Below are 21,522 nucleotides of genomic sequence, written 5' to 3' on the forward strand. Positions count from 1 at the left end.
GGGTTGACACCCTCTTTCGTGCCGCGCCTACTCCGCCCAGGGGGAGTTCCGGATGACCTCGACGAAGTCGCCGCGGGCGTAGCCGGGGACGAAGTGCTCCAGGACGTCCGCCTTGACGTTGCCGAACGTGGTCTCCGGCTTGGGGGCGATGCCCTCCGTGAACGCCTCCAGGATCCGCCGCTTGAAGTCGGGGCGCGGGTGCAGCGCGGTGATCTCGGCGCGGTCCTCGGCGGTGAGATCGTCGTAGCCGATGCCCAGGACGTCGTACTCGACCCCGGCGGTCACGAGGGCGACCTCCGGCTCCATGAACTCCGGGATGCCCGGAGTCGTGTGCAGGGCGATGGCCGTCCATACCCGGCGCACGGCGTCCTCCGGGACCCCGTGACCGCGCAGGAAACGGCGGGCCTCGTCGGCGCCGTCCACCTCGAAGCGGCGCCCGCTGTCCCGGAACCGCTCGCCCAGGCCCAGGTCGTGGAACAGCGCTCCGACGTAGAGCAGTTCGGGATCGAAGCTCAGCCCCCGCCGGGCGCCCTGGAGGCTGCCGAACCAGAAGACGCGGCGGGAGTGGTGGTAGATCAGCTCGCTCGTCGTGTCCCGCACCAGCTCGGTGGCCGCGGCGGCCAGCTTGGTGTCAGGCACCGCAACGCCGGCGGCGGCGGAAGGCGTGTGGTCGCTCATGGGTGGCTCCTGTCGTCATCGGGGGACGGGCGGCGGGGGTGCAGATGCCTCTGTGTGCCGCCCCGTCGGCTCCGGTAGCCAGCCTGCGCGCCGCCCGGGTGCCACGGCCATGTCCCTGAGGACACGTACCCCACACATCCGGACACGCCGCGCCGCTACCGTGGGAAGGTGCGCGAACCATCCGCGGGACCCCGCCCCCACCACGTCTGCGTCCTCGCCTTCGACGGCGTGCGCCTCCTCGATGTCGCGGCCCCCTTGGAGGTCTTCGCGACCGCGAGCCGGTACACCGGGGGCCGCTACACCGTGCGGGTCTGCACACCCGACGGGCAGGACATCACGACCTCCACCGGGCTGCGCATCGCGGCGGATCTCCCCGCGGCCGACGCGGGCGGCGCGGACACCCTGGTCGTCCCCGGTCACGCCGAACGCGTCACGTTCGCCGGGCGGCCCGACCTCGTCGAGCTCGTGGCCCGACTGGCCGGCGGGGCCGGCCGGGTGGCGGCCGTGTGCACCGGTGCCTTCGCCCTGGCTGCCGCCGGGCTCCTGCGCGGGCGCAGGGCGACGACCCACTGGGAGCACGCGGCGAAGCTGGCCCGGCTGCACCCCGACATCACCGTCACCGCCGATGCCATCTACGTCCAGGACGGGCCCGTCCTCACCTCGGCCGGGGTCACCGCGGGCATCGACGTCTGCCTGGCGCTCGTGGAGCAGGACCACGGGCCCGACATCGCGCGGCGGGTCGCCCGTGACCTGGTGGTCTTCCTCCAGCGGCCCGGCGGGCAGTCCCAGTTCTCCGCGGCCTCGCGCGCCCCCGCCACCAGCCATCCGGTCCTGCGTCCCCTCCTGGACGCCATCGCCGCCGACCCGGCCGGCGACCACCGGCTCGCGGTCCTGGCCGAGCGGGCCGCCGTGAGCTCACGGCACCTGACCCGCCTCTTCACGCGGCAACTCGGGACCACCCCGGCCGCGTACGTGGAGTCGCTGCGGCTGGAGGCCGCCCGCATGTACCTGGAGCAGGGGTCCGGCGTCACCGAGGCGGCCGGGCGCAGCGGGCTCGGCAGCGACGAGACGCTGCGCCGGGTCTTCGCACGCCACCTGGGGACCACGCCGTCCGCGTACGCCGCGCGCTTTCGTACGACGCGGGTCGAGGCCGAACCGGCGGTTCGCGCCCAGGCCTAGGACCGGCGGGTGCCGCGAGCGCGCCTCAGCGGGATGGCCGTCGGGCGCCGGGCGTGTGGCCGAAGGCCCGGCGGAAGACGTCGATGAACGCGCTGCTCGACGCCCAGCCGCAGCGGTGCGCGACCACGGTGACCGGGAGGTCGTCGGCCAGCAGGCACAGGGCGTGGTGCAGGCGCAGCTGGGTGCGCCACTGCGGAAAGCTCATGCCGAGTTCGGCTCGGCAGAGCCGGGTCAGGGTGCGGTCACTGACCCCGGTCGCGGCACCCAGCTGCGCCAGGGTCCGGGGGTCCGCGGGATCGGCGCGCAGCACGGCGCACACCGCGACCAGGCGCGGATCGCGGGCCGCCGGCACATGGACGGGCTGCTGGGCCGAGCGGCGCAGCTGGTCGAGCAGGACCGCCCGCAGCCGTCCGCGCTCGGCGGTGTCCTCGACGGGCCGCTGGTCCGGCCGCCCGGTGTAGGCGACGATCAACTCGCGCAGCAGCGGGGCGACTTCCAGGACCGCGGGCCGGTCAAGACCCAGGGGATTGTCCGTCACGGGCAGCCCCACCAGGTGGAGGTCCGTGTCGCCGTACGCGCGGTGCTCGTGGACGGTTCCCGCCGGGACCCAGAGGGCGCGCGTCGCGGGGGCCACCCAGCTGCCCGCGTCGGTGGTGACCGACAGGACGCCGCGGCCCGCGTACACGATCTGGTGCTCGTCGTGCCGGTGCGCGTCGACCTCCGCGCCCGCAGCGAGGGGCAGGAGGCCGGTGGTGGCGCGGGGAGTGTGGCGGACCTTCGGCACGAGCCGGAACTCTACCCGCGCGGCCCGGGCGCCCGGCGGCGTCCCGGTGTGCAGAGCCCGGCCCGCGGGTGCGGGGAGGCGGCCGGGGGACGTACGTCGTGGCGCCCCGCGTCCGTCGTCTGCGCCCGCGCCCGCTCGGCCCACCGCACCGCGGGCCCCGTCGCGAGACTCGCCCCGAGCAGGACCACGCCGAGGAGGAGCCAGCCCGGCACGCCCCACACCACGAGCAGCGAGGTGAGCAGGAGCGGTCCGAGGGTACGGGCGACGGGAACCCCGGTGCCGAAGAACCCCTGGTACTGGCCCACGTGGTGGGCGGGCGCCAGGTCGAAACTGATCTGCCAGGAGCCGGCGGACTGCTGCATCTCCGCGATGACCTGGAGCACGGCCCCGGCCACCAGGACCGCGACCGTCGCCCCCACGGGAAGTCCCGCCGCCGAGAGGGCGAAGACCGCGCACGAGGCGAGCATGACGAGACCGGAGCGCCGCACCGCGCGAGTGGCCGTGCGCGGCCCGTCGACGTCCCGGGCCATGCGGACCTGGAAGGCCATCACCGCCAGGGTGTTGAGGACGAACAGCGCCGAGACCAGCCAGCTCGGCGCGTTCGTCCGGTCCACCACCCACAGCGGGATCGCGAGGCTCAGCAGCGGCATCCGGAGCAGCAGGACCGCGTTGAGCGCGGTGACGACGGCGTACGGCCGGTCGCGGAGCACGGCCAGGCGCGGCTCGCCCTTTCCGCGCGCCGCTGCCAGCGGCACCGCGGGCAGCCGGAGCAGCACCAGCGCGCAGAACAGGAAGCTGGCCGCGTCCAGCGCGAAGACCGCCAGATACGCCCCACGCGTGTCGTGGTGCAGGGCGACGCCGCCGAGGGCCGCACCGACGGCGAGACCGGCGTTGAGCGTCGACTGGAGGTGGGCGAGGACGCCCGTGCGGGCCCGCGGCGGCACCAGGCCCGCGAGCAGCGCCTGCCGCGCGGCGGCGAGCCCGCACTGGGCGACGGCGTACAGGCAGGCCGCGAGGAGGAACGGCACGAAGGAGCGAATGAACAGGAAGGAGGCGACCGAGGCGCCGGTGGCCAGCGCGAGCAGCACGGCCGTGCCGCGCGGCCCCTTCCGGTCGGCGAGGGCGCCCAGGGGAACACCCGTCACGGAACCGATGGCCCACGCGACGGTGAGCGCGAGCCCGATCTGTGTGGGGGAGAGGCCGACGACGCGGGTGAAGTACAGGGCGGAGGTCACGTAGTAGGCGCCGTCGCCGAGCGAGTTGCTCAGCTGGGCGACGGCGAGCACGCGTGGCGCTCCGGCCGGAGGCAGGATCTGTAGCGGCACAAGGCTCCCGGAGCAGGCGGCCGTTGGGCCGTTTCTTCGCTGACGGGAGCAGGCTAGACAGCCGGCTGGCCGGGCTCGTGGACCAATTACGGGCCGTGCGTGTGGGCCACTTCAGGGTCGGGAGCTGCCTGCGTATCCGGCGCCCGGCTGCCGGGCCATGAAGACGTCCACCGGGTCCTCGTCCTCGACGCGGAAACCGAGGCGCTCGTAGAGGCGCCGGGCCGCACTGCCCTGGAGGACGTTCAGGCGTACGAGGTCCCCTGCGGCGTCGGTGCGGTCGAGCAGGGCGCGCAGCACGGCCGAGCCGATGCCCCGGCCCTGGAGGGCGGGGTCGAGGTAGAAGTGTTCGAGCCACTGGCAGTCTTCGGCCGGCCGCAGGGCCACGCAGCCCGCGAGCGCGCCGTCGGTGACGATGACCGAAGTGTCCGGGGCGCAGAAGGAGTTCCGGAACCGCTGGCGTACCCGGACCTCGTCGAACCGGCCGAGCCGTTCCAGATCGGGGCGCATCACCGTCGCCCGCAGCTCGGCCAGCGGCTCGACGTCGGCGGGTTCCGCGGGCCGCAGCGCCCACCCCGGGGCGGGCGCCGCCGCCTCCCGCGGCTGATGTGCGTGCGTGGTCATGATCGAAGTATCCCCGGCGGGCGATGGACCCCCGCCCCGGGGGTGGGGCGCTGCCGGCCGGCCGAGAGGCGGTCGGCCGGCAGCCTGGCCGGTGGGCCGGTGGTCAGCGCGTGACCTGCCAGCTCAGCGAACCGGTCAGGAGCTTGCGCAGCTCCGGCGCGCGGACCGCCTTGTTCGGGTCGGTGGCGCGTGCCGTGACCGTGTGCGCGCGGCCGTCGGCGGGCACCCCGAGCGAGCCGGGGGTCACGGTTGCCGCGCCCCGGACCTTGCGGGCCTCGCGGCCGTCGACGTACCAGCGCAGCCGGGCGTGCGAGGAGGCTTCGACGCGGATCCGCTGGGCGCCGCGGACCTTGCGGTCGGTGGGGGTGGACGAGGTCAGCACGGGCGCGTGCTGGTGGAAGCCCGCGATCATCGCCTCGCGTCCGGGCAGATTGAACTCACGGCCCAGGGTGCGCATGATCGAGTCCTCGGTGGGCCGGTTGAGACCGTGACCGTGGTAGCCGCCGCCCTCGTACGCGCCCACGGTGCCGCCGTCGGGTGACTCCTGGCCGAGCCAGCGGTGCCACTTCACCTTCTGGGCGGCCATCTCGGCGGCGCTGAGCTTGCTGAGGTTGGACTCGCCCGGCTCGGGGCCGGTGTAGGTGCTCTCGTCGTACCAGTACTCGTCGGCGAGCTTGCCGAACGAGTGGCCGGTCTCGTGGACGGCGACCTGGTCCGAGTCCGGATGGTCGGAGGACGCGGTGCCTATGCCGTCGTAGCCGGAGGGCGAGGTGATGTCGTTGTAGCCCGCGCCGCCGTACTTGGTGGAGTTGCCCAGCACGATGACGAGATCGGGGTCGGCGGCCTTGCTCGCGTACGCCTCGACCTTGTTCGTGTCGACGCACAGCAGCCGCTCGATGCCGTCGCAGAAGAACGCCGAGCCCAGGGCGGTGTTCTTGCGGACGTCGCTCGTCGGGTCGCCGGAGACGCCGGAGTCCTGGGAGTGGGCGTCGACGGCCCAGACGTTGAACAGATCCTTGTACTGGGCGTACGGCTCGACGGCGGACATCTCCTTCCACTTGGTGCGCACGTCGGCGTGGAAGTCCTCCTGCTGGGCCGCGGTGTAGCCGTCGCCGATGAAGACGACGTCGACCTTGGTGTCGCTCGCCCCGGCCGCCACGATCGGCAGGACGTCGCCGTCGTCCTTGACCGAGGCCCGCTCCTTGCGGTCGAGCGGGGCGGAGGCGGGCACTTCGGTGTGGCGGGGGTGGCCGTCGGGGCTTGTGAAGTACTCGACCTCGACGCTGTCGGTGCTCTGGGCGGCCCGCGCGCCGCCGTCCCGGTTCTGGCCCAGGTCCTGGCCCGCGGCGACCGGCGCGGTGACGGCGAGCGCCGCGGCCAGGGCGACACCGGTGGCCAGGGCGAGGCGCTTGCGGGATATGAGGGGGGTGCGGGATGTGCGGGAAGCGTGTCTACGCATGGACGGTCTCCCGAGCGTCGGCGCGGACCGCGATACGCCAAGTCCGCGATATAAGTGGGGGGTTAAGGGAGCTTAAGGCGCGGTTCAATGTAGGGGCTGCGGGGAAGCCAGGCAATGGCCGTGACGCAAGATGACCGTGGGGATGGCGAGTTCACGCCACGCGCCCCCGGCTCGGGCGCCGCGAACCTGGACGGGCTTCGGCTCGGTGACCTGGCGGCGGACCCGGCGGCCTGCGGCTCGGTGACCCGGAGGACGGGCTTCGGCTCAGTGACCCGGAGGACTGGAGAGGGAGAGATGGTGCAGAGCGGAACAGGTGGCGTACGCCTCGACGAGCCCGCGGTGATCGGGCGCCGCGTCCTGCGGCTGCGCACGGAACTCGGCCTCACGCAACGGCAGGTGGCCGAGCCCGCGTACACGCCCGCCTACGTCTCCACCCTGGAGTCGGGCAAGGTGCGGCCCTCCGAGGCGGCCCTGCGGCACCTGGCCCAGCGCCTCGGCGTCACCCCCGAGGAGCTCGCGACGGGACGCCCCGCCCGCCTCGCCGCCGAGCTGCGTCTGCGCCTGGCCGACGCGCGGAGCGCCCTGGCCACCGGGGCTCCCGAGGACGCCGCCGCGCTCTTCCGCGCGCTGTGGGCCGAAGCCGTCGAGCACGGCCTGCCGGGGGAGCAGGCCACCGCGCTCCTCGGCCTCGGCGACTGCCTCCTCGAATCCGGCGAACTCGACGACGCGCACGCGTGTTTCGCCTCGGTGGAGCGGCTGCTCGCCGACGAGCCGCTGCCGCGCCGCGTCCCCGCCGTCCGCGGCCGGGCCAACGCGCACCGCCTCACAGGTGAACTCCGTTACGCCTGCCACCTCCTGGAGACCGCGCTCGACCAGCTCAACGCCGCGGGCCTGCACGATCCCGACGCACTGCTCCTGCTCTACTCGGCGTCCATCGCCCCGTACATGGACATGGGCGCCCACGAACGTGCCGCGCACGCCGCCGAACTGGCCCTCGCCCTCGCGCCGCGCGTGGACGATCCCGCGCTGCTGGCCGGGATGCACCGGGGAGTGGCCCGTACGCTCATCGCCCAGGGCCGGATCGCGGAGGCCGACGCGTCGCTGGCCAAGGCCCAGGACCTCTATCAGCAGCTGCACATCCGCACCGAACTCGCCCACTGCCACTGGATGCGCGGCTATGTGCACGCCCAGGACGGCGACCTGGAACGCGCCGAGCGCGAACTGCGCACCGCGCACGACATGCTCACCGCCAAGCGGGCCGCGCTCTACGCCCAGCAGGTCGAGGTGGAGCTCGCGGACGTGCTGCGCAGGCGCGGCAAGGCCGGGGAGGCCGAGGCGCTGCTGCGGCCTCTCCTCGCCGAAGGCCCGGAGGCCGCCGAGGCCCCCGCCCTGCGGGCCGGACGCGGCGCGGTGCACCGGGGTGCCGCCCATCGGCTGCTCGGCCTCATCGCGGAGGAGTGCGGCGACACGGAGGCCGCGGAGGAGCACTATCGCGCCGCCCTGCCGCTGCTCGAACGCGCGGGCGCGGCGGCGGACGTGGCCGCCTTGTGCTGCCTCCTGGGCGATTTGCTCCGGCGCACCGGCCGTACGGAAGCCGCCCTGGACGCCTACCGCACGGGGCTGGCCCACCGCACCACTCCGGGCACGACGACCCTGGGCCCCGCCCCGGCCCCACCCCCGATGTGACCGCCGCGCCTTCGCCGAGGCGTGACCGCCCGACTCCGCGAGGGTGATCGCGAGTAACATCCGCACCGTCGACGGTACGCACGTGAGGCAACAACAGGTCTGGAGCGGTCAAGTGGACGAGGTAGCGCAGGCAGGGCTCGGCGCGGGGAAGTACCTGCTGGTCACCAGCTACCGCAAGAACGGCACCCCGGTGCCGAGCCCCGTCTGGGTCGTCGAGGACGGCGACGCGCTCGGCATCTGGACGGTCGCGGACTCCTGGAAGGTCAAGCGGATCCGCAACCGCGCCGACGTCCTGGTCGGCCCCTGCGATCTGCGGGGCAACCCCACCGGCGAACAGATCCCCGCCACCGCCGAGATCTGCGACGCGCGGGTGACGGCGCGCTACCGCACACTCCTCGCGCGCAAGTACGGCCTGGTCGGCCGCCTCACCCTCCTCGGCAGCAGGCTCCGGCGCGGGACGAGCGGCACGGTGGGGATCCGCATCACGCCGACGGCGTGACGCCCCGGCGCCCCGCTGTCCCCGGCGCCCCGCTGACCCGATGGCGCCGCCCCCCTCGCGGCCGGCTCACGTCCTGCTCGGCTCCGCCGCCGTCTCGTGCCGGAAGTCGGCCGCCGCCTCCCGCGCCTGCCGCAGCCCGATGCGCGCGAAGTCTCCCTCCAGCTCGGCGAGTTCGGCGAGCGTCTCGCTCCGGTCGCGGCCGAGCCGGGCGCGTGACTTGACCAGGCCGAGCCGGGACAGGGCAACGCCGCGCGGCTCGCGCATGGCCCGGAACTCCTCCAGGGCGATGCCGTACATCTCGCGGGCCGCCGCGTACTTCCCGTCCCGGTACAGGACGTTGCCGCGCATCTTGTGGTTGTAGGCGAGCGCGCCGGCCAGATCCATGGAGCGGCAGATGACCTCCGCCTCGGAGAGCAGGTGGAGGGCTTCTTGTGCCTGGCCCCGCAGCGAGAGCACGTCGGCGACCCCGCGCAGCGACCAGGCGCGCCCCCGCGCGTCCTGGGCGTCGGCAGAGATCCTGACGCACTCCTCGAACAGCTCCAGGGCTTCGGCGTAGTCGCCGGTGTTCCGCCGCATCTGGGCGATGCCGGACATCGCCCACACCGTGTGCCGCGCCTCCCCGTGCGCCCGGCCCTGCTCCAGGAGCTGCTCGTGCAGGGCGGCCACCGCCGCGTAGTCCCCCTGGATGCGTCCCGTCTCGGCGAGCCCGGCGAGTGCGTACCCGTGGGCGAGCCGCTCCCCGCCGTCGGCGGCGAGCGCGACGCCCCAGGTCAGCAGCCGCCGGGCGAGCCGCAGCTGTCCGCACTGGCGGGCGAGCGTGCCGCCGCTCCACAGCGCCCAGGCCATGGCGCCCGCGTCCCCCGCGGCACGGGCGCTGCGGTAACTCTGCCGCCAGGCGTAGCCCGCGTCGTCCACCTGGCCGAGCCGCCGGTTGGCCTCGGCCAGGGCGAGCGCGGCCCGCGCTCTCTCCAGGGCGGTGTCCGCCTGGCTCAGGGCGCGGTCCGCCGCCGTCAGCACCTCCTCGTAGGAGGAGTTCACCCCGAGTGCCGCACCCAACTCGCCCTGGTATTCGGGCGCGAATGCCTTGCCGTGCATAGCTCCATGACCTCTCGATCAACTCCGTACGCCGGTCTCCGTACGTTGATCAAGAAGCTACGAGCGGTGCGGGGTGCGGCGAATCCCTCCGCGTATGGGTCATGCCGTACGACTCCAGGGCTACGGAAGGGGCCATGGTCATCACCGGGATGTACGGGGAGGGCGGGGCGCGAGCGCCGTCAGTTGGCCTCGGGTGAACCTGCCTCGGGTGCACCGGCTTCGGTGGAAGGAGCTTCGGGGGAAGGAGCTTCGGGCGCACCGGCCTCGGGCGAAGCGGATTCGGGGGAGGCGGACGCGGAGGAGGCGGCGGTGCCTGCGGTCGCCGCTTGCAGCGCCGAGATGCACGCGGCGATGGACTGCTGCAACTCCTCCAGGCGCAGCAGCATGTCGTCCTCGTAGATGTCGTCGACCTCGGCGTCGTCGAAGGTCAGCTCCTCGAAGACCTTGGTCGCCTTCTGGAGGCTGCTGTAGAACTTCGCGCGCCGCTCCTGCACCCGCAGCTGCGGGTTGCTCTGGACGGTCTGGGCGACCAGGTCCTTCACGGTGTCGTAGGCCTCGCGGGCCCACTCACCGGAGTCCTCGCCGTCGTCGAGCTCGTCGATGAGGGACAGGTGCCGCTCGGCCTCCTCCTTCAGCTCGGCGGGCGCGTCGATCAGCTGGCCCGCCGGCGTCTTGACCTGCCCCTTGTCGACGATCTGACGGACGTAGTCGACGCGGTCGCCCGCCTTGGCCTCGGCCGCGACGGCCTTCTTGAGGTCGTCGGCGCGCACGATGTCGCGGACGAGCTCGGTGCGCAGCGCCGGGTCGTCGTCGAGCCGGTCCATCAGCGCGCGGCGCGCCGCCTCGGCGGTCCCGGGGTCGGCGAGGATCGCGGCCCGCAGCGCGGTGGGGTTCTCGGCGACCTCCAGGGCCTTGGTGGGGCGGATGCCCTCGGCCTCGGCGGCCTCCGTGATCGCGTTGCCGCGCGGGGTCAGGGCGCTGGAGCGCGCGGCGTAGTACGTCAACCAGGCGTCGGAGTCGGGAAGTTCGATGTCCTCACCGGGGGCGAGCGCCTCGAAGTGGGGCACGAGGCCGTCGTCGGCGGCCTTGTCCCACGCCTTGTAGTAGCGCATGACGCGCTCCGCGGAGCAGCCGGCGAGCTCGCTGAACTCCTTCGCCGAGACCTTCGGCGTCTCCTCGGCGCCCTGTCCGCCGGGGCGCACGCTGCGCGCCACCTTCAGGGCGAAGGCCCAGCCGCCGGTCCGCGCGTAGGCACCGAACTCGCGGGCGTCCCGGGCCACCGGCTCGGGGACCTCCGGCGACGGGGCGGCTTCAGACGGCGCGATGGCAAGAGTCACGAAGGTTCTCCTGGATGGTGATGACAAGTATCTGAGAGCTGACTCGACACCTTATCGCTCCTATTGGGGTGGTATGAGAGCGAGTTGTTCTCAGGGGAACAGGTGTCCCGTGGGGCGGACGCGAATCCTCCGGTGATCGTTCCCTCGATGTGGGGTCTACACATCCTGACCACATCTCCTCCCCGAGGATGACCCCGGGTGCACGGCACTACAGCGTGCGCGGGCCGATAGTCCGACTCTGAGTCTGACTTCCGGCCCGGCAACGGCCCGGACCATGGAGAGGAAACCTGCTGACCGCCCTGACGTGCGCTGATCGTGCCCTCGGGGGGCGTCACTCCGCCTGCCGACACCGACGGGAGCCCCTTCGCCGTGGCTACGTTCCTCTACAAACTGGGCCGCCTCGCCTTCCGGCGACGCCGCTATGTGGCACTGATGTGGGTGGTGCTGCTCGCCGGCGTCGGCTTCTCCGCGTCCGCGGCACCCGCACCCCCCGAAGACTCCTTCTCCATGCCGGGCACGGAGTCCCAGAAGGCCTTCGACCTCCTCGACGAGAAGTTCCCGGCGGCCAGCGCCGAGGGCGCCACCGCCCGCGTCGTCATCCGCGCCCCCGAGGGCCAGAAGCTGACCCAGGCCGGCCCCAAGGGCGACGTCGAGAAGCTGGTCAAGACCCTGGGCGAGGGCTCGCAGGTCGCCGAGGTGGCCGACCCGTACAAGGCCGACGCCGTCAGCAAGGACGGCACCACCGCGTACGCGTCCGTCACCTACAAGGTCCCCGCCACGGAGCTGACCGACAAGTCCCGTGACGCGCTGACCGAGGCCACCGACGACACCCGCAAGACGGGCTTCACCGTGGAGACCGGCGGCGACGCCGTCATGGCCGAGCAGGAGATGGGCGGCTCGGCCGAACTCATCGGCATCGCGGTCTCCGCGGTCGTCCTGATCATCACCTTCGGCTCGATGGTCGCCGCCGGCATGCCGCTCCTGACCGCCATCATCGGCGTGGGCATCGGCGTCTCGGGCATCGCGGCCCTCGGCAGCCTCCTCGACCTCTCGGCCACCACCTCGACGCTCGCGATGATGATCGGCCTCGCCGTCGGCATCGACTACGCGCTGTTCATCGTCTCCCGCTACCGGGCGGAGATCGCCGACGGCCGGGAGCCGGAGGAGGCCGCGGGCCGCGCCACCGGAACCGCCGGGTCGGCCGTGGTGTTCGCCGGACTGACCGTCATCGTCGCGCTCTCCGGGCTCGCGATCGTCAACATCCCGATCCTCACCAAGATGGGCCTGGCCGCGGCCGGCACGGTCGCGATCGCCGTCCTCATCGCGCTCACCATGATCCCCGCGCTGCTCGGCTTCGCGGGCAGGAAGGTGCTGCGCCGCAAGGACCGCAAGAAGTCCGCGAGCGAGCTGCGCGACCCGAACGCCAAGCCGAAGCTGGGCACCCGCTGGGCCCGGTTCGTGCTGCGCCGCCCGGTCCCGGTCCTGCTGCTCGCCGTGGTGGGCCTCGGCGCGGTCGCCGTACCGGCCACCAGCCTGGAGCTCGGCCTGCCGGACGAGGGCACGTCGGCGCCGGACACCACGCAGCGCAAGGCGTACGACATGCTGTCGGAGTCCTTCGGCGCCGGCTTCAACGGCCCGCTGATGGTCACGGTCGACACGGACAAGGACAAGGGCGCGGCCGCCGCGGCCGACACGGTCGGCAAGGAGATCGCCAAGATCGACGGCGTCGCCGCCGTCACCCCGGCGAACCCCAACAAGGCCGACGACACCGCGATCTTCAACGTGGTGCCGGAGACCGGCCCCAGCGACCACAAGACCGAGGGCGTCGTCAAGGAGATCCGCTCCACGGTCGACGGTCTGGGCGACAAGACGGGCTCCGAGGTCCTGGTCACCGGCGCGACCGCCATGACCATCGACTTCTCGCAGACCCTGGACGACGCGCTGCTTCCCTACCTGGGCCTCGTCGTCGGCCTGGCCTTCCTGCTCCTGATGCTGGTCTTCCGCTCGGTGCTCGTGCCGCTCAAGGCGGCGCTCGGCTTCCTCCTGTCGGTGGCCGCCGCGCTCGGCGCCGTCGTCGCGGTCTTCCAGTGGGGCTGGCTTGCGGACATCGTCGGCGTGGACCAGCCCGGCCCGATCATGAGCATGATGCCGATCTTCATGATCGGCGTGGTCTTCGGTCTCGCCATGGACTACGAGGTGTTCCTCGTGACGCGCATGCGGGAGGCGTATGTCCACGGGGCGCGCCCCGGCGAGGCCGTGGTCACCGGCTTCACGCACGGCGGACGGGTCGTCGCGGCCGCGGCGGTCATCATGATCAGCGTCTTCTCCGGCTTCATCATGGAGAACGACGACATGATCAAGATGATGGGCTTCGGCCTGGCCATCGCCGTCCTCTTCGACGCCTTCGTCGTCCGCATGGCGATCGTCCCGGCGGTGCTCGCCCTGCTCGGCAACAAGGCCTGGTGGCTGCCGAAGTGGCTGGATCGCGCGCTGCCGAACGTCGACGTCGAGGGCGAGAAGCTGCACAAGCAGCTCGGCGACTACCCCGCGGCGCGCCAGTCGGACCAGGACGACCAGGACCGCGAACTGGAGTCCGTGCGCGGCTGAGCGTCTGACGCTCCGTGAGGAGCACCCCGTCGGCCCGGTGACCGGTCTCGGTCACCGGGCCGACGCCTGTCCGGGAGCGGCCGGTGCGGCTCAGCGGTCCGCGTAGACCATCCAGACCTGGCCGCGCGCGAACGGCATCCGCCGGCCGTCGGCGAGCGTGAAGGACGTGCCGCCCTCGGGGCTCGACCGCTTCCAGCGGGTCTGGTACGCCTTGCCGTCACGCAGCACGGTCGCCCGGCCGCTGCCGACCGTCTTGATGTACGGGGTCGCCGCGCCGTTGACGTCCTTGTAGCGCGACGGCGGCATGTCCACGCGCTGGATCACGATCGTCCGCGCGCCCAGCCGCGCCCCCGATGTGCTCCGGGCGGGGCTCCCGTCGAACGACGCGAGCCAGCGGCGCTCCCCGGGCGACCAGCTGAAGGTGTGGCTGGCCGACGCGTAGCGGACCGTCCGCGTCGAGGCGGGGCTGCCGCCCTCCGGGGCGGGCCCGAAGCGGAACCCGATGTCGGTGGGGTGGTCGGCCTTCGGGGCCGAGCGCAGCACGGACCGGGGGCGGACGAAGAGGTTGTGCGGGGCGGGCCGGCCGCCCGCGCGGAAGTAGGCGCCGGGCAGGCGGCCGTGCGGGCGGACGTACAGCGGGGAGCGCTTGAGCATCTTGCTGAGCGAGCTGCGCACCCCCGAGTAGGCGAGCGCCGGGCGGCCGAACTGCCGCAGCAGTTCCACGTCGGACTCGCGGGCGCTGCGTACCGGACCGACGTACTTCGGCAGGCGGCTGGAGTACACCCCCATCAGGCGGCTCATGCCGCCCTCGACCTTCTCCACGTAGACGATGTCCGCCTGGGCGAGACCGGTGTGCGGCCGGGCCATGCGCGCGTTGTCGAACTTCACCGCGAGCACCGGGTTGTGCACCGCGTGCTTCCCGGTGAAGGGCGACCGGTCGGAGACGGGGGCTCCGGTGTCCGCCGGTGCGCTCTCGTGCGCGGCTCCCAGGGTGAGCGCGGCCACGGCGACCGTCGCGAGGAGCCTCGTGCCGATGCGGGCGCGGCGGCGGGTCCCGGCCGTGGTCACGCTCCTTGGTCCGGCCTGGTCCAGGCGAGAGGCCCTAGCTGTCATCGCGGTTCTCCGTTCGTCCCCGAACCTGCGGTTCCGGGACCAGTTCGTTCCTGGCAGTGGCAGCCGCAGACCTTCCTCCGGGGGGCGCGCGACGAACGCGGTTAGGGCCATCCAGCCGCCAGGACTCACCGCAGCGGCGTACGCGCCGGGCCCTCCCGCGGGCCCGGCGCGCCGCTGCCGTCAGGCGGTGTGCAGGGTCAGGCCGTAGCGCCCGAGGATCTCGTTGATCGGCTGGTGCCAGGTCTCACCCCCGCCGCTGCAGTTGCCCCAGCCGCCGGAGGTGACGCCCTGGGCCTGGTCGCCGCTGATGAACGAGCCGCCGGAGTCGCCCGGTTCGGCGCAGACGCTCGTCTTGGTCATCTGGTGGACGGCGCCCTGGCTGTAGTTGACGGTCTCGTTCTTGGCGAGGACCCGTCCGCAGTGCCAGTGCGTGGTGGAGCCGGAGCGGCAGATCGACGCTCCCACGGGTGCCTCGGCCGAGCCGCGGACCAGCTGGTCGGAGACGGTGCCCCAGCCGAGCACCACCGGGACGGTCCACCAGCCGTTGCCCACGCTGACGTACGCGTAGTCGTCGCCGGGGAACGAGGAGCCCTGGAAACTGCCGATGTTCGAACCGTCCCAGCCGCGCACCCCGGCCCCGGCCCGTCCGCAGTGGCCCGCGGTGACGAACCCGCCGTGCACGGAGAAGCCGATGGAACAGCGGACGTTGCCGGTGTAGTACGGGTCGCCGCCCACGGTGCCCGCGGCGAAGGTGCGGGGTGCCTTGCCGACCGTCTCGACCTGGACGGGACCGGCCTTGCGGGCCCGGTCGACAAAGCGTCGGACATCGTTGTCGTCTCGCTGAGCTGCGACGACGTTCACCACGACCGTGTTGCTGCGCGGTGCCACGTGCCAGCTGCTGACCCCCTGGGGCGCGGACAGCGCGTCGATGCGCTCCTTGGCGGCGTCCAGTTCCTTGGCGCTGTGGCGGACCACGCGGACGTCGGCACCCGTCGCGCGCAGGGCGTCCGTCTTGCCCGCGCTGGTGGTGGCGACGGTCAGCTTGCCGGTCTTCGCGTCGAACCACGAGCCGGCGTACATGGATCCGGCCGCCCGCTGCGCCGCGCGGTCGACGCGGGTGGCGGTCTTCTCGGCGGCGAGTCGCTCGCGCGCCTGGCTCGCGGTGAGCCCGAGGTCGTTCTGGAGAGCGGTGAGCATGCCCGCGGAGGCGGGGGGTGCGGCGGGTGCGGGGGCGGCGCTCGCGGTGGGGGCGAGCGAGGCACTCGCCCAGGTGCCGATCAGGAGCAAGGAGGAGAAGGCGATGCGGACTCCGGTTCTGCGTCTCACGGCAGTGCCCTTTCTGTCGTTCCGTCGAGGTGGGGAGGAACAGGGTGATGAGAGCGCTCTCACGATGAGTTCAGGCGGAGCATAAGAGGGGTGCGATGGTCATGTCCATACCAACTAAGCGTCAATGGGCGGCAATTGGCGCGGCAGGGGGCCTGAACCCGTCACGGTGGCCTCAACATGGCGAACGGCCGGGCCCGCGTGGCCTGAAGGGGCCGTGGCGCGCGGGAATCCGGCCGTGCGGCGGGGCGTCGCTCAGGCGGTGGACGCGTCGCGGGCGAGGGCCCGCAGGTCCAGATAGGCGCGCTGGATGAAGGCGCCCGTGAGCACCGGGCCCGTGTTGGCCAGGGCGGTGAGGGCCACGCCGGTCTGCGGGCTGAACCCCGCGAAGGCGGTGAAGCCCCGGGTGCCGCCGGAGTGGTGCCAGAGGTCGTGACCGGGGCGGGGCCGCAGGTTCCAGACCAGGCCGATGCGTCGGCCGGTGCGCGGCAGGGCGAGCCGGGGTGTCGCGACCTCGGCCAGGGCGGTCCGCAGCGTGGCGGGCAGGGCGGGCGGACCGGCGGGGTCGAGGAGGGCGTCGAGGGTGGTCAGCAGATCGCGGGCGCTGGAGCGGACCGCTCCGGCGGCGGGCAGCGCGGGCATCCGCCAGGCGGGGCGCGCTCTGCGGTGCCAGTAGCCGGTGGCCTGCGGCCGGTCGGCGGCGCAGTCGGTGCGGGTCAGGCCGAGCGGCTCCAGGACGCGGCCGGCCAGCAGCCGTGCGAAGCCGTCGTCGGCGGGGCCGGCCCCTGCGGCATCCGGACCGGCGGAGCCGTGGGCGCCGGCCCGGGTGAGCAGGATGCCGAGCAGCCCCACGCCGAAGTTGGAGTAGTGCACCCGGGTGCCGGGAGCCGCCCGCGGCCGGGTGCGGGCCAGGGCGCGACGCAGTTCGGCGGGGGAGTAGCCGGCGTAGGGGTTGCTGAACCAGGCCGGCGCCCCGCGGCGCAGGAAGCCCGGGGGCAGGCGGGGCAGCCCCGAGGTGTGGGTGGCCAGGTGGAGGAGGGTGATGCGGCCGACGGGGAGGTGGGGCGCGGCGCCGCGCGGCAGGAAGCGGGCGATCGGGTCGTCGAGGGCGACCTCGCCGCGGGCCGCCATCTCGGCCAGGAGCACAGCGGTGAACGTCTTGGTGAGTGAGCCGGTCTCGAACCGCGTGTCCGGGCCGGCCGGTGCCGCGCCGTGCCACGCGGTGCGGCCGGTGGCGATGACGACGTGCTCGGAGCCGCGCCGCACCCCCAGGGCGATCGCGCTCGCTCCGGGGGCGGCCTCGCGCAGCCCGTCGAGCAGGTCCGCGGCCCACGCGGGGGTCGCGGGGGCCGGCTCGTGTCCGGTGCTCGCGGCGCCGCGCGGGCTCACCGCTCGGTCGTCCCGCCGCCCAGGGTCCGTGACACGGCGAGGGTTCCGGCGATGGCGGCGACCACGGCGGTGTGCTGGTGGTCGGCGAAGCGCCGCTCCGGATCGTCGGGGACCGGGTCGCCGTCGCGCGGCACCAGGCCGTCCGGGTGCTGGGCCCGGGCCAGGCGTTCCCAGTCCGCCGCGGTGCAGTACGGCTCGGTGAGACAGCAGCCGACGATCATCAGTTCGGCCACCAGATCCCACTGCTCGATCTCGGCCCAGATGTCGATCCACACGGGCAGCCAGTCGGCGACGTAGGCGGTGAGGTCCTCGGGCAGGCCGCCGGGGCGGGCACCCCAGTCGGTGAGGTGGAACACCGTGTGGGTGAGGCAGTAGCCGGTCATCCAGTCGATGAGCCAGGGCTCGGGGGTCGCGCCCAGCCAGGTGGCCCGGCTCAGCGTCGGCCAGTCGTAGGGGTGCGCGTCCTGGTCCAGGCCCACGACGCGCGCCGCGTTGGCGACGGCGAGCCGCCGGTTGGGCAGGATCTCGGCGGCCCTCACGGAGCGCAGCGCGCTGGTGTGGGCGAGCAGGTTCTCCAGGGGGCCGTGGCGCAGCCCGCCGCGGGCGAAGGGGGCGTACGTCTCCAGCGGGTCGGTCATCATCGAGTACCGCAGGAGCCGTTCGTAGAGCATGTCGCCGTCGCCGAGCTGGCGCCAGCAGAAGCCCATGAGGTCGTGGGCGAGACGCAGTTCGGTGCTGCCGGAGGCCGCCTCGCGCACCACGAGCGAGGCGGCGAGCGCGCTCTCGGCCAGCGGTTTGTACACGCTGTCGGGTTCACCGAGGTCGGCGGTGGAGTCGGCGGGCAGGGCGCCGAGCTCCCGCTGCGCGTGCAGCCAGGCGAGCGCCCGCGAGCCCACCTCGTGCGCGGTCCGCGTCACCGACGTGGTCATGTGCCCTCCAGTGCCAGCAGCCGCCGGCTGATCGCGACGTCGAGCGCCAGCCGCGGGCCGCCGCCGTGCAGGCCCAGGTGCTCGACCAGGGGCAGGGGGTCCAGCGGCAGGCGGACGCCCTCGGCGGTCAGCAGGGCGAGCCAGCGGGTGATGCGCGCGGCGGTGGAGAAGTCGCGCCGCAGGACGGCCCGGGTGGCGCCCCGCGCGAGGGCGAGCGGCGCCGCGCGGGCCGCGTCGTGCACGGGTCCGTCGAGTCCGGGCAGGGCGAGCGGGGAGAGCTGGCCCATCCGTACGGACCAGGCCTGCCACGGGGTGCCCGGATCGGGGACGGTGCCGGTGGCCCGGGCGGGTGCGGGTTCGGTGAGTTCGGGTGCTCCGCTCGGCCGGCGCACGTGTGCGACCCCGGGCTCCGGGTTCTGGCCCACCCCGTACGGGTCGGTGTCGGCGGGGGCCGTGGCGCCCAGGGCCGGCTCCGGGCCCGCTTGCGCGAACCGGGTCAGCAGCGCCGTCGTGGCCCAGTCCCGCCAGGCGACCAGCCAGGGCTCGGCCGGTCCGGCCGGGGGCGGGGCGGGGGCGGTGGCCGGCGGCGGGAACACCTCGAAGGACCGGGTCACGGCCGCCGCGTCCTGCGGGTGGAACACGGCCTCGGCCAGGAGGTAGGGGGCGAAGGTGTCGGCCCCGACGACCCTGATGGCCGCCAGCGCGGCCCGGGGGTCGTCCGCCTTCTCGACGTGCTCGGCGATCGTGGCGGTGCCCCCGATGCCGCGCAGGGCATCGAGGGCACGAAGAGCCAGATCGGCCGCCGAGCCTGTGTACGCGGCCTCGGGCCGATCAGGACTCACTTGTCCTTCGGCTCCTTCGGTTCCTTGGGCGAGACCAGCGCCAGGAGCAGCAGCAGTCCGGCTGCCTCCGGTGCGTACGTCGGAGCGTCGCTCAGGACCGCCTCTGGTTCCACCATGGCCGTACTGAGCGCGGTCGCGTCCATCGGAGTCGTCAGAAGCGGTGTGTGCTGAGCAAGCATCAGTGCCTCCTCGTCGAAAGTCGCCGCTACTCCAGCGGCGCCCACCCCCGAATTATTTTAGGGCAGTTAGTCCCTTATGTCTGATCGGGAGAGTTTCCTCGCCGGTAGTGACGGCTCCCGGAAAAGGGGTCGGACGGAGACTGGGTACGGTGTACGCTTTTCCTTCCGCCCGGTTCAGGCCAAGGAGCATCAGTGACGGTCATTCCCGCCGACAGCCACCACATGATTCAGGTGCGCGGCGCCCGCGAGAACAATCTGCGGAACGTTTCGCTCGACATCCCCAAGCGGCGGCTCACCGTCTTCACCGGAGTCTCGGGCTCCGGCAAGTCCTCGCTCGTGTTCGGCACCATCGCCGCCGAGTCGCAGCGGCTGATCAACGAGACGTACACCGCGTTCGTCCAGTCGTTCATGCCGAGCCAGGGGCGTCCGGACGTCGACAGCCTGCGCAATCTCAGCGCGGCGATCGTCGTCGACCAGGAGCGGATGGGCGCCAACTCCCGTTCCACGGTGGGCACCGCCACCGACGCGTACACCATGCTCCGGATCATCTTCAGCCGCCTCGGCGACCCGCACATCGGGACCGCGGGCGCCTTCAGCTTCAACCTGCCCGAGGGGATGTGCCCCCAGTGCGAGGGCACCGGCGAGGCCTCCACCGTCGACGTGGACCAGCTCGTGGACCGTGAACTCTCCCTGAACGAGGGCGCGATCACCGTCCCCAACTACGCGGTGGACTCCTGGAGCTGGCAGGTCATGGCCAACTCCGGTTTCCACGACCCCGACAAGAAGCTCAAGGACTACACCGAACAGGAGTGGGCCGACCTCCTGCACAAGGCCCCGGTCAAGGTGAAGGTGGGCTCGAACGGCTTCACGTACGAAGGTCTGCTGGCCAAGATGCAGCGGACCTGGCTGGCCAAGGACCGCGACTCGCTCCAGCCGCACGTCAAGGCCTTCGTGGACCGTGCCGTGGTGTTCGCCCGCTGCCCGCTCTGCGCGGGCACGCGGCTGACCGCGGCCGCCCTGTCGTCGCGGATCGGCGGCCTGAACATCGCCGACTGCTCGGCGATGCAGATCAGCGACCTGGCCGCGTTCGTCCGCGGACTCGACGACCCCGAGGCCGCACCGCTGATCGCGAGCCTGCGCGAACTGCTCGAATCCCTGGTCGAGATCGGGCTCGGCTATCTGAGCCTGGACCGCACGTCGGGTTCGCTGTCCGGCGGCGAGGCGCAGCGCGTGAAGATGGTCCGCCATCTCGGCTCCAGCATCACCGACGTGACGTACGTCTTCGACGAGCCGACCATCGGCCTGCACCCGCACGACATCCGGCGCATGAACGACCTGCTGATCCGGCTGCGCGACAAGGGCAACACCGTCCTGGTGGTGGAGCACAAACCGGAGGTCATCGCGATCGCCGACCACGTGGTGGACCTCGGGCCCGCGGCCGGGTCCGCGGGCGGTCAGATCTGCTTCACCGGTGACGTGGCGGGCCTGCGCGCCTCCGGGACGCTGACCGGACGGCATCTGGAGCACCGGGCCCGGCTCCGCGAGCAGGTGCGGGTGCCCAAGGGACAGCTGTCCATCAAGGGCGCCGACCGGCACAACCTCAAGGACGTCGAGGTCGACGTCCCGCTCGGGGTGCTCGCCGTGGTCACCGGGGTCGCCGGCTCCGGCAAGAGCTCGCTGATCCATGGCTACCTGTCGGGTCGGGAGGGCGTGGTGGTGGCCGACCAGTCACCCATACGCGGCTCGCGCCGCTCGAACCCGGCGACCTACACCGGACTGCTCGGCCCGATCCGCACCGCGTTCGCCAAGGCCAACGGCGTCAAGGCGGCGCTGTTCAGCGCGAACTCCGAGGGCGCCTGCCCCAAGTGCAACGGCATCGGCCTGATCTACACCGACCTGGCGATGATGGCCGGGGTGGCGTCCGTCTGCGAGCAGTGCGAGGGGGAGCGGTTCACGGCCGAGGTCCTCACCTACCGGCTGCGCGGCAAGAACATCAGCGAGGTCCTCGGCATGGCGGTCGCCGAGGCACACGACTTCTTCCCCACGGGCCAGGCCCACACCATCCTCGGCCGCCTCAGCGACGTGGGACTGGGCTATCTGCGGCTGGGCCAGCCGCTCAACACGCTCTCCGGCGGCGAGCGCCAGCGCCTCAAGCTCGCCATCCACATGGCCGAGAAGTCCTCGACGTACGTCCTGGACGAGCCGACGACCGGACTGCACCTGGCCGACGTGGACAAGCTGCTCGCGCTGCTCGACCGGCTCGTCGACGACGGCAACTCCGTGGTCGTCATCGAGCACCACCAAGCGGTGATGGCACACGCCGACTGGATCATCGACCTGGGCCCCGGCGGCGGTCACGACGGCGGCCGGGTGGTGTTCACGGGCACGCCCGCGTCCCTGGTGGCCGAGGGTGACACGGTGACGGCGCGGCATCTGCGGGAGTACGTGGCCGGCTGAGCCCGGATCGGGGCACAAGC

18 protein-coding genes are annotated in these 21,522 nt (G+C 73.0%); 5 read left to right on the top strand and 13 right to left on the bottom strand.

Annotated elements, in window-relative coordinates; translation table 11 throughout:
* Nucleotides 1–27: 27 nt before the first annotated feature.
* Complete coding sequence (locus QBL25_RS37410; protein ID WP_409061394.1) at nucleotides 28–678, bottom strand: HD domain-containing protein; 651 nt, start codon at nucleotides 676–678, stop codon at nucleotides 28–30.
* Nucleotides 679–846: 168 nt separating this feature from the next.
* On the opposite strand from QBL25_RS37410, the gene QBL25_RS37415 reads away from it, so the two are divergent.
* Nucleotides 847–1,857, top strand: coding sequence for a GlxA family transcriptional regulator (locus QBL25_RS37415; RefSeq protein WP_409061395.1), 1,011 nt, complete (start codon nucleotides 847–849; stop codon nucleotides 1,855–1,857).
* 25 nt (nucleotides 1,858–1,882) lie between these two features.
* Here the strand turns inward: QBL25_RS37415 and QBL25_RS37420 are convergent, their stop codons facing one another.
* From QBL25_RS37420 to QBL25_RS37435, 4 genes are all read right to left on the bottom strand, one after another.
* Nucleotides 1,883–2,641: an AraC family transcriptional regulator gene (locus QBL25_RS37420; protein WP_409061396.1), complete on the bottom strand. Its 759-nt coding sequence runs from the start codon at nucleotides 2,639–2,641 to the stop codon at nucleotides 1,883–1,885.
* Between the two features lie 11 nt (nucleotides 2,642–2,652).
* Nucleotides 2,653–3,966 (bottom strand): MFS transporter, encoded by a 1,314-nt coding sequence (locus QBL25_RS37425; RefSeq protein WP_409061397.1) that lies wholly within the window; start codon nucleotides 3,964–3,966, stop codon nucleotides 2,653–2,655.
* A 111-nt stretch (nucleotides 3,967–4,077) separates the two neighbouring features.
* Nucleotides 4,078–4,587, bottom strand: coding sequence for a GNAT family N-acetyltransferase (locus QBL25_RS37430; RefSeq protein WP_409061398.1), 510 nt, complete (start codon nucleotides 4,585–4,587; stop codon nucleotides 4,078–4,080).
* 103 nt (nucleotides 4,588–4,690) lie between these two features.
* Nucleotides 4,691–6,046, bottom strand: a complete 1,356-nt coding sequence (locus QBL25_RS37435; protein ID WP_409061399.1) for a M64 family metallopeptidase — start codon at nucleotides 6,044–6,046, stop codon at nucleotides 4,691–4,693.
* 294 nt (nucleotides 6,047–6,340) lie between these two features.
* Here QBL25_RS37435 and QBL25_RS37440 point away from each other — a divergent pair, with 294 nt between their 5' ends.
* Both QBL25_RS37440 and QBL25_RS37445 read left to right on the top strand, forming a co-directional pair.
* Nucleotides 6,341–7,732, top strand: a complete 1,392-nt coding sequence (locus tag QBL25_RS37440; protein ID WP_409061400.1) for a tetratricopeptide repeat protein — start codon at nucleotides 6,341–6,343, stop codon at nucleotides 7,730–7,732.
* A 112-nt stretch (nucleotides 7,733–7,844) separates the two neighbouring features.
* Nucleotides 7,845–8,231 carry a PPOX class F420-dependent oxidoreductase gene (locus QBL25_RS37445; RefSeq protein WP_409061401.1) on the top strand — a complete coding sequence of 129 codons (387 nt, stop codon included), beginning with the start codon at nucleotides 7,845–7,847 and terminating at the stop codon, nucleotides 8,229–8,231.
* Nucleotides 8,232–8,297: 66 nt separating this feature from the next.
* Here the strand turns inward: QBL25_RS37445 and QBL25_RS37450 are convergent, their stop codons facing one another.
* Both QBL25_RS37450 and QBL25_RS37455 read right to left on the bottom strand, forming a co-directional pair.
* On the bottom strand, nucleotides 8,298–9,326 hold the full coding sequence (locus QBL25_RS37450) for a tetratricopeptide repeat protein (RefSeq protein ID WP_409061402.1): 1,029 nt from the start codon (nucleotides 9,324–9,326) through the stop codon (nucleotides 8,298–8,300).
* Nucleotides 9,327–9,505: 179 nt separating this feature from the next.
* A complete protein-coding gene (locus tag QBL25_RS37455) occupies nucleotides 9,506–10,663 on the bottom strand; it encodes a hypothetical protein (RefSeq protein WP_409061403.1) in 1,158 nt (385 codons plus the stop codon).
* Nucleotides 10,664–11,032: 369 nt separating this feature from the next.
* Here QBL25_RS37455 and QBL25_RS37460 point away from each other — a divergent pair, with 369 nt between their 5' ends.
* Nucleotides 11,033–13,270 (top strand): MMPL family transporter, encoded by a 2,238-nt coding sequence (locus QBL25_RS37460; RefSeq protein ID WP_409061404.1) that lies wholly within the window; start codon nucleotides 11,033–11,035, stop codon nucleotides 13,268–13,270.
* A 90-nt stretch (nucleotides 13,271–13,360) separates the two neighbouring features.
* On the opposite strand, the gene QBL25_RS37465 is transcribed toward QBL25_RS37460, so the two are convergent.
* The 6 genes from QBL25_RS37465 to QBL25_RS37490 form a co-directional block, all read right to left on the bottom strand.
* Complete coding sequence (locus tag QBL25_RS37465) at nucleotides 13,361–14,338, bottom strand: DUF3048 domain-containing protein (protein WP_409061405.1); 978 nt, start codon at nucleotides 14,336–14,338, stop codon at nucleotides 13,361–13,363.
* A 225-nt stretch (nucleotides 14,339–14,563) separates the two neighbouring features.
* The gene (locus QBL25_RS37470; RefSeq protein WP_409061406.1) at nucleotides 14,564–15,709 is read right to left on the bottom strand and encodes a S1 family peptidase; all 1,146 of its coding nucleotides are present in this window, start codon (nucleotides 15,707–15,709) and stop codon (nucleotides 14,564–14,566) included.
* Nucleotides 15,710–15,961: 252 nt separating this feature from the next.
* Complete coding sequence (locus QBL25_RS37475; protein WP_409061407.1) at nucleotides 15,962–17,095, bottom strand: serine hydrolase domain-containing protein; 1,134 nt, start codon at nucleotides 17,093–17,095, stop codon at nucleotides 15,962–15,964.
* A complete protein-coding gene (locus QBL25_RS37480) occupies nucleotides 17,092–18,024 on the bottom strand; it encodes a DUF6895 family protein (RefSeq protein WP_409061408.1) in 933 nt (310 codons plus the stop codon). The genes QBL25_RS37475 and QBL25_RS37480 overlap by 4 nt, the downstream gene beginning before the upstream one ends.
* Nucleotides 18,021–18,866, bottom strand: a complete 846-nt coding sequence (locus tag QBL25_RS37485; RefSeq protein WP_409061409.1) for a hypothetical protein — start codon at nucleotides 18,864–18,866, stop codon at nucleotides 18,021–18,023. The genes QBL25_RS37480 and QBL25_RS37485 overlap by 4 nt, the downstream gene beginning before the upstream one ends.
* On the bottom strand, nucleotides 18,863–19,045 hold the full coding sequence (locus tag QBL25_RS37490) for a hypothetical protein (RefSeq protein WP_409061410.1): 183 nt from the start codon (nucleotides 19,043–19,045) through the stop codon (nucleotides 18,863–18,865). The genes QBL25_RS37485 and QBL25_RS37490 overlap by 4 nt, the downstream gene beginning before the upstream one ends.
* Nucleotides 19,046–19,267: 222 nt before the next feature.
* Here QBL25_RS37490 and QBL25_RS37495 point away from each other — a divergent pair, with 222 nt between their 5' ends.
* On the top strand, nucleotides 19,268–21,502 hold the full coding sequence (locus QBL25_RS37495; RefSeq protein WP_409062917.1) for an ATP-binding cassette domain-containing protein: 2,235 nt from the start codon (nucleotides 19,268–19,270) through the stop codon (nucleotides 21,500–21,502).
* Nucleotides 21,503–21,522: the final 20 nt, after the last annotated feature.

It is taken from the genome of Streptomyces sp. SYP-A7185, from assembly GCF_046103685.1.
Lineage (GTDB): Bacteria > Actinomycetota > Actinomycetes > Streptomycetales > Streptomycetaceae > Streptomyces.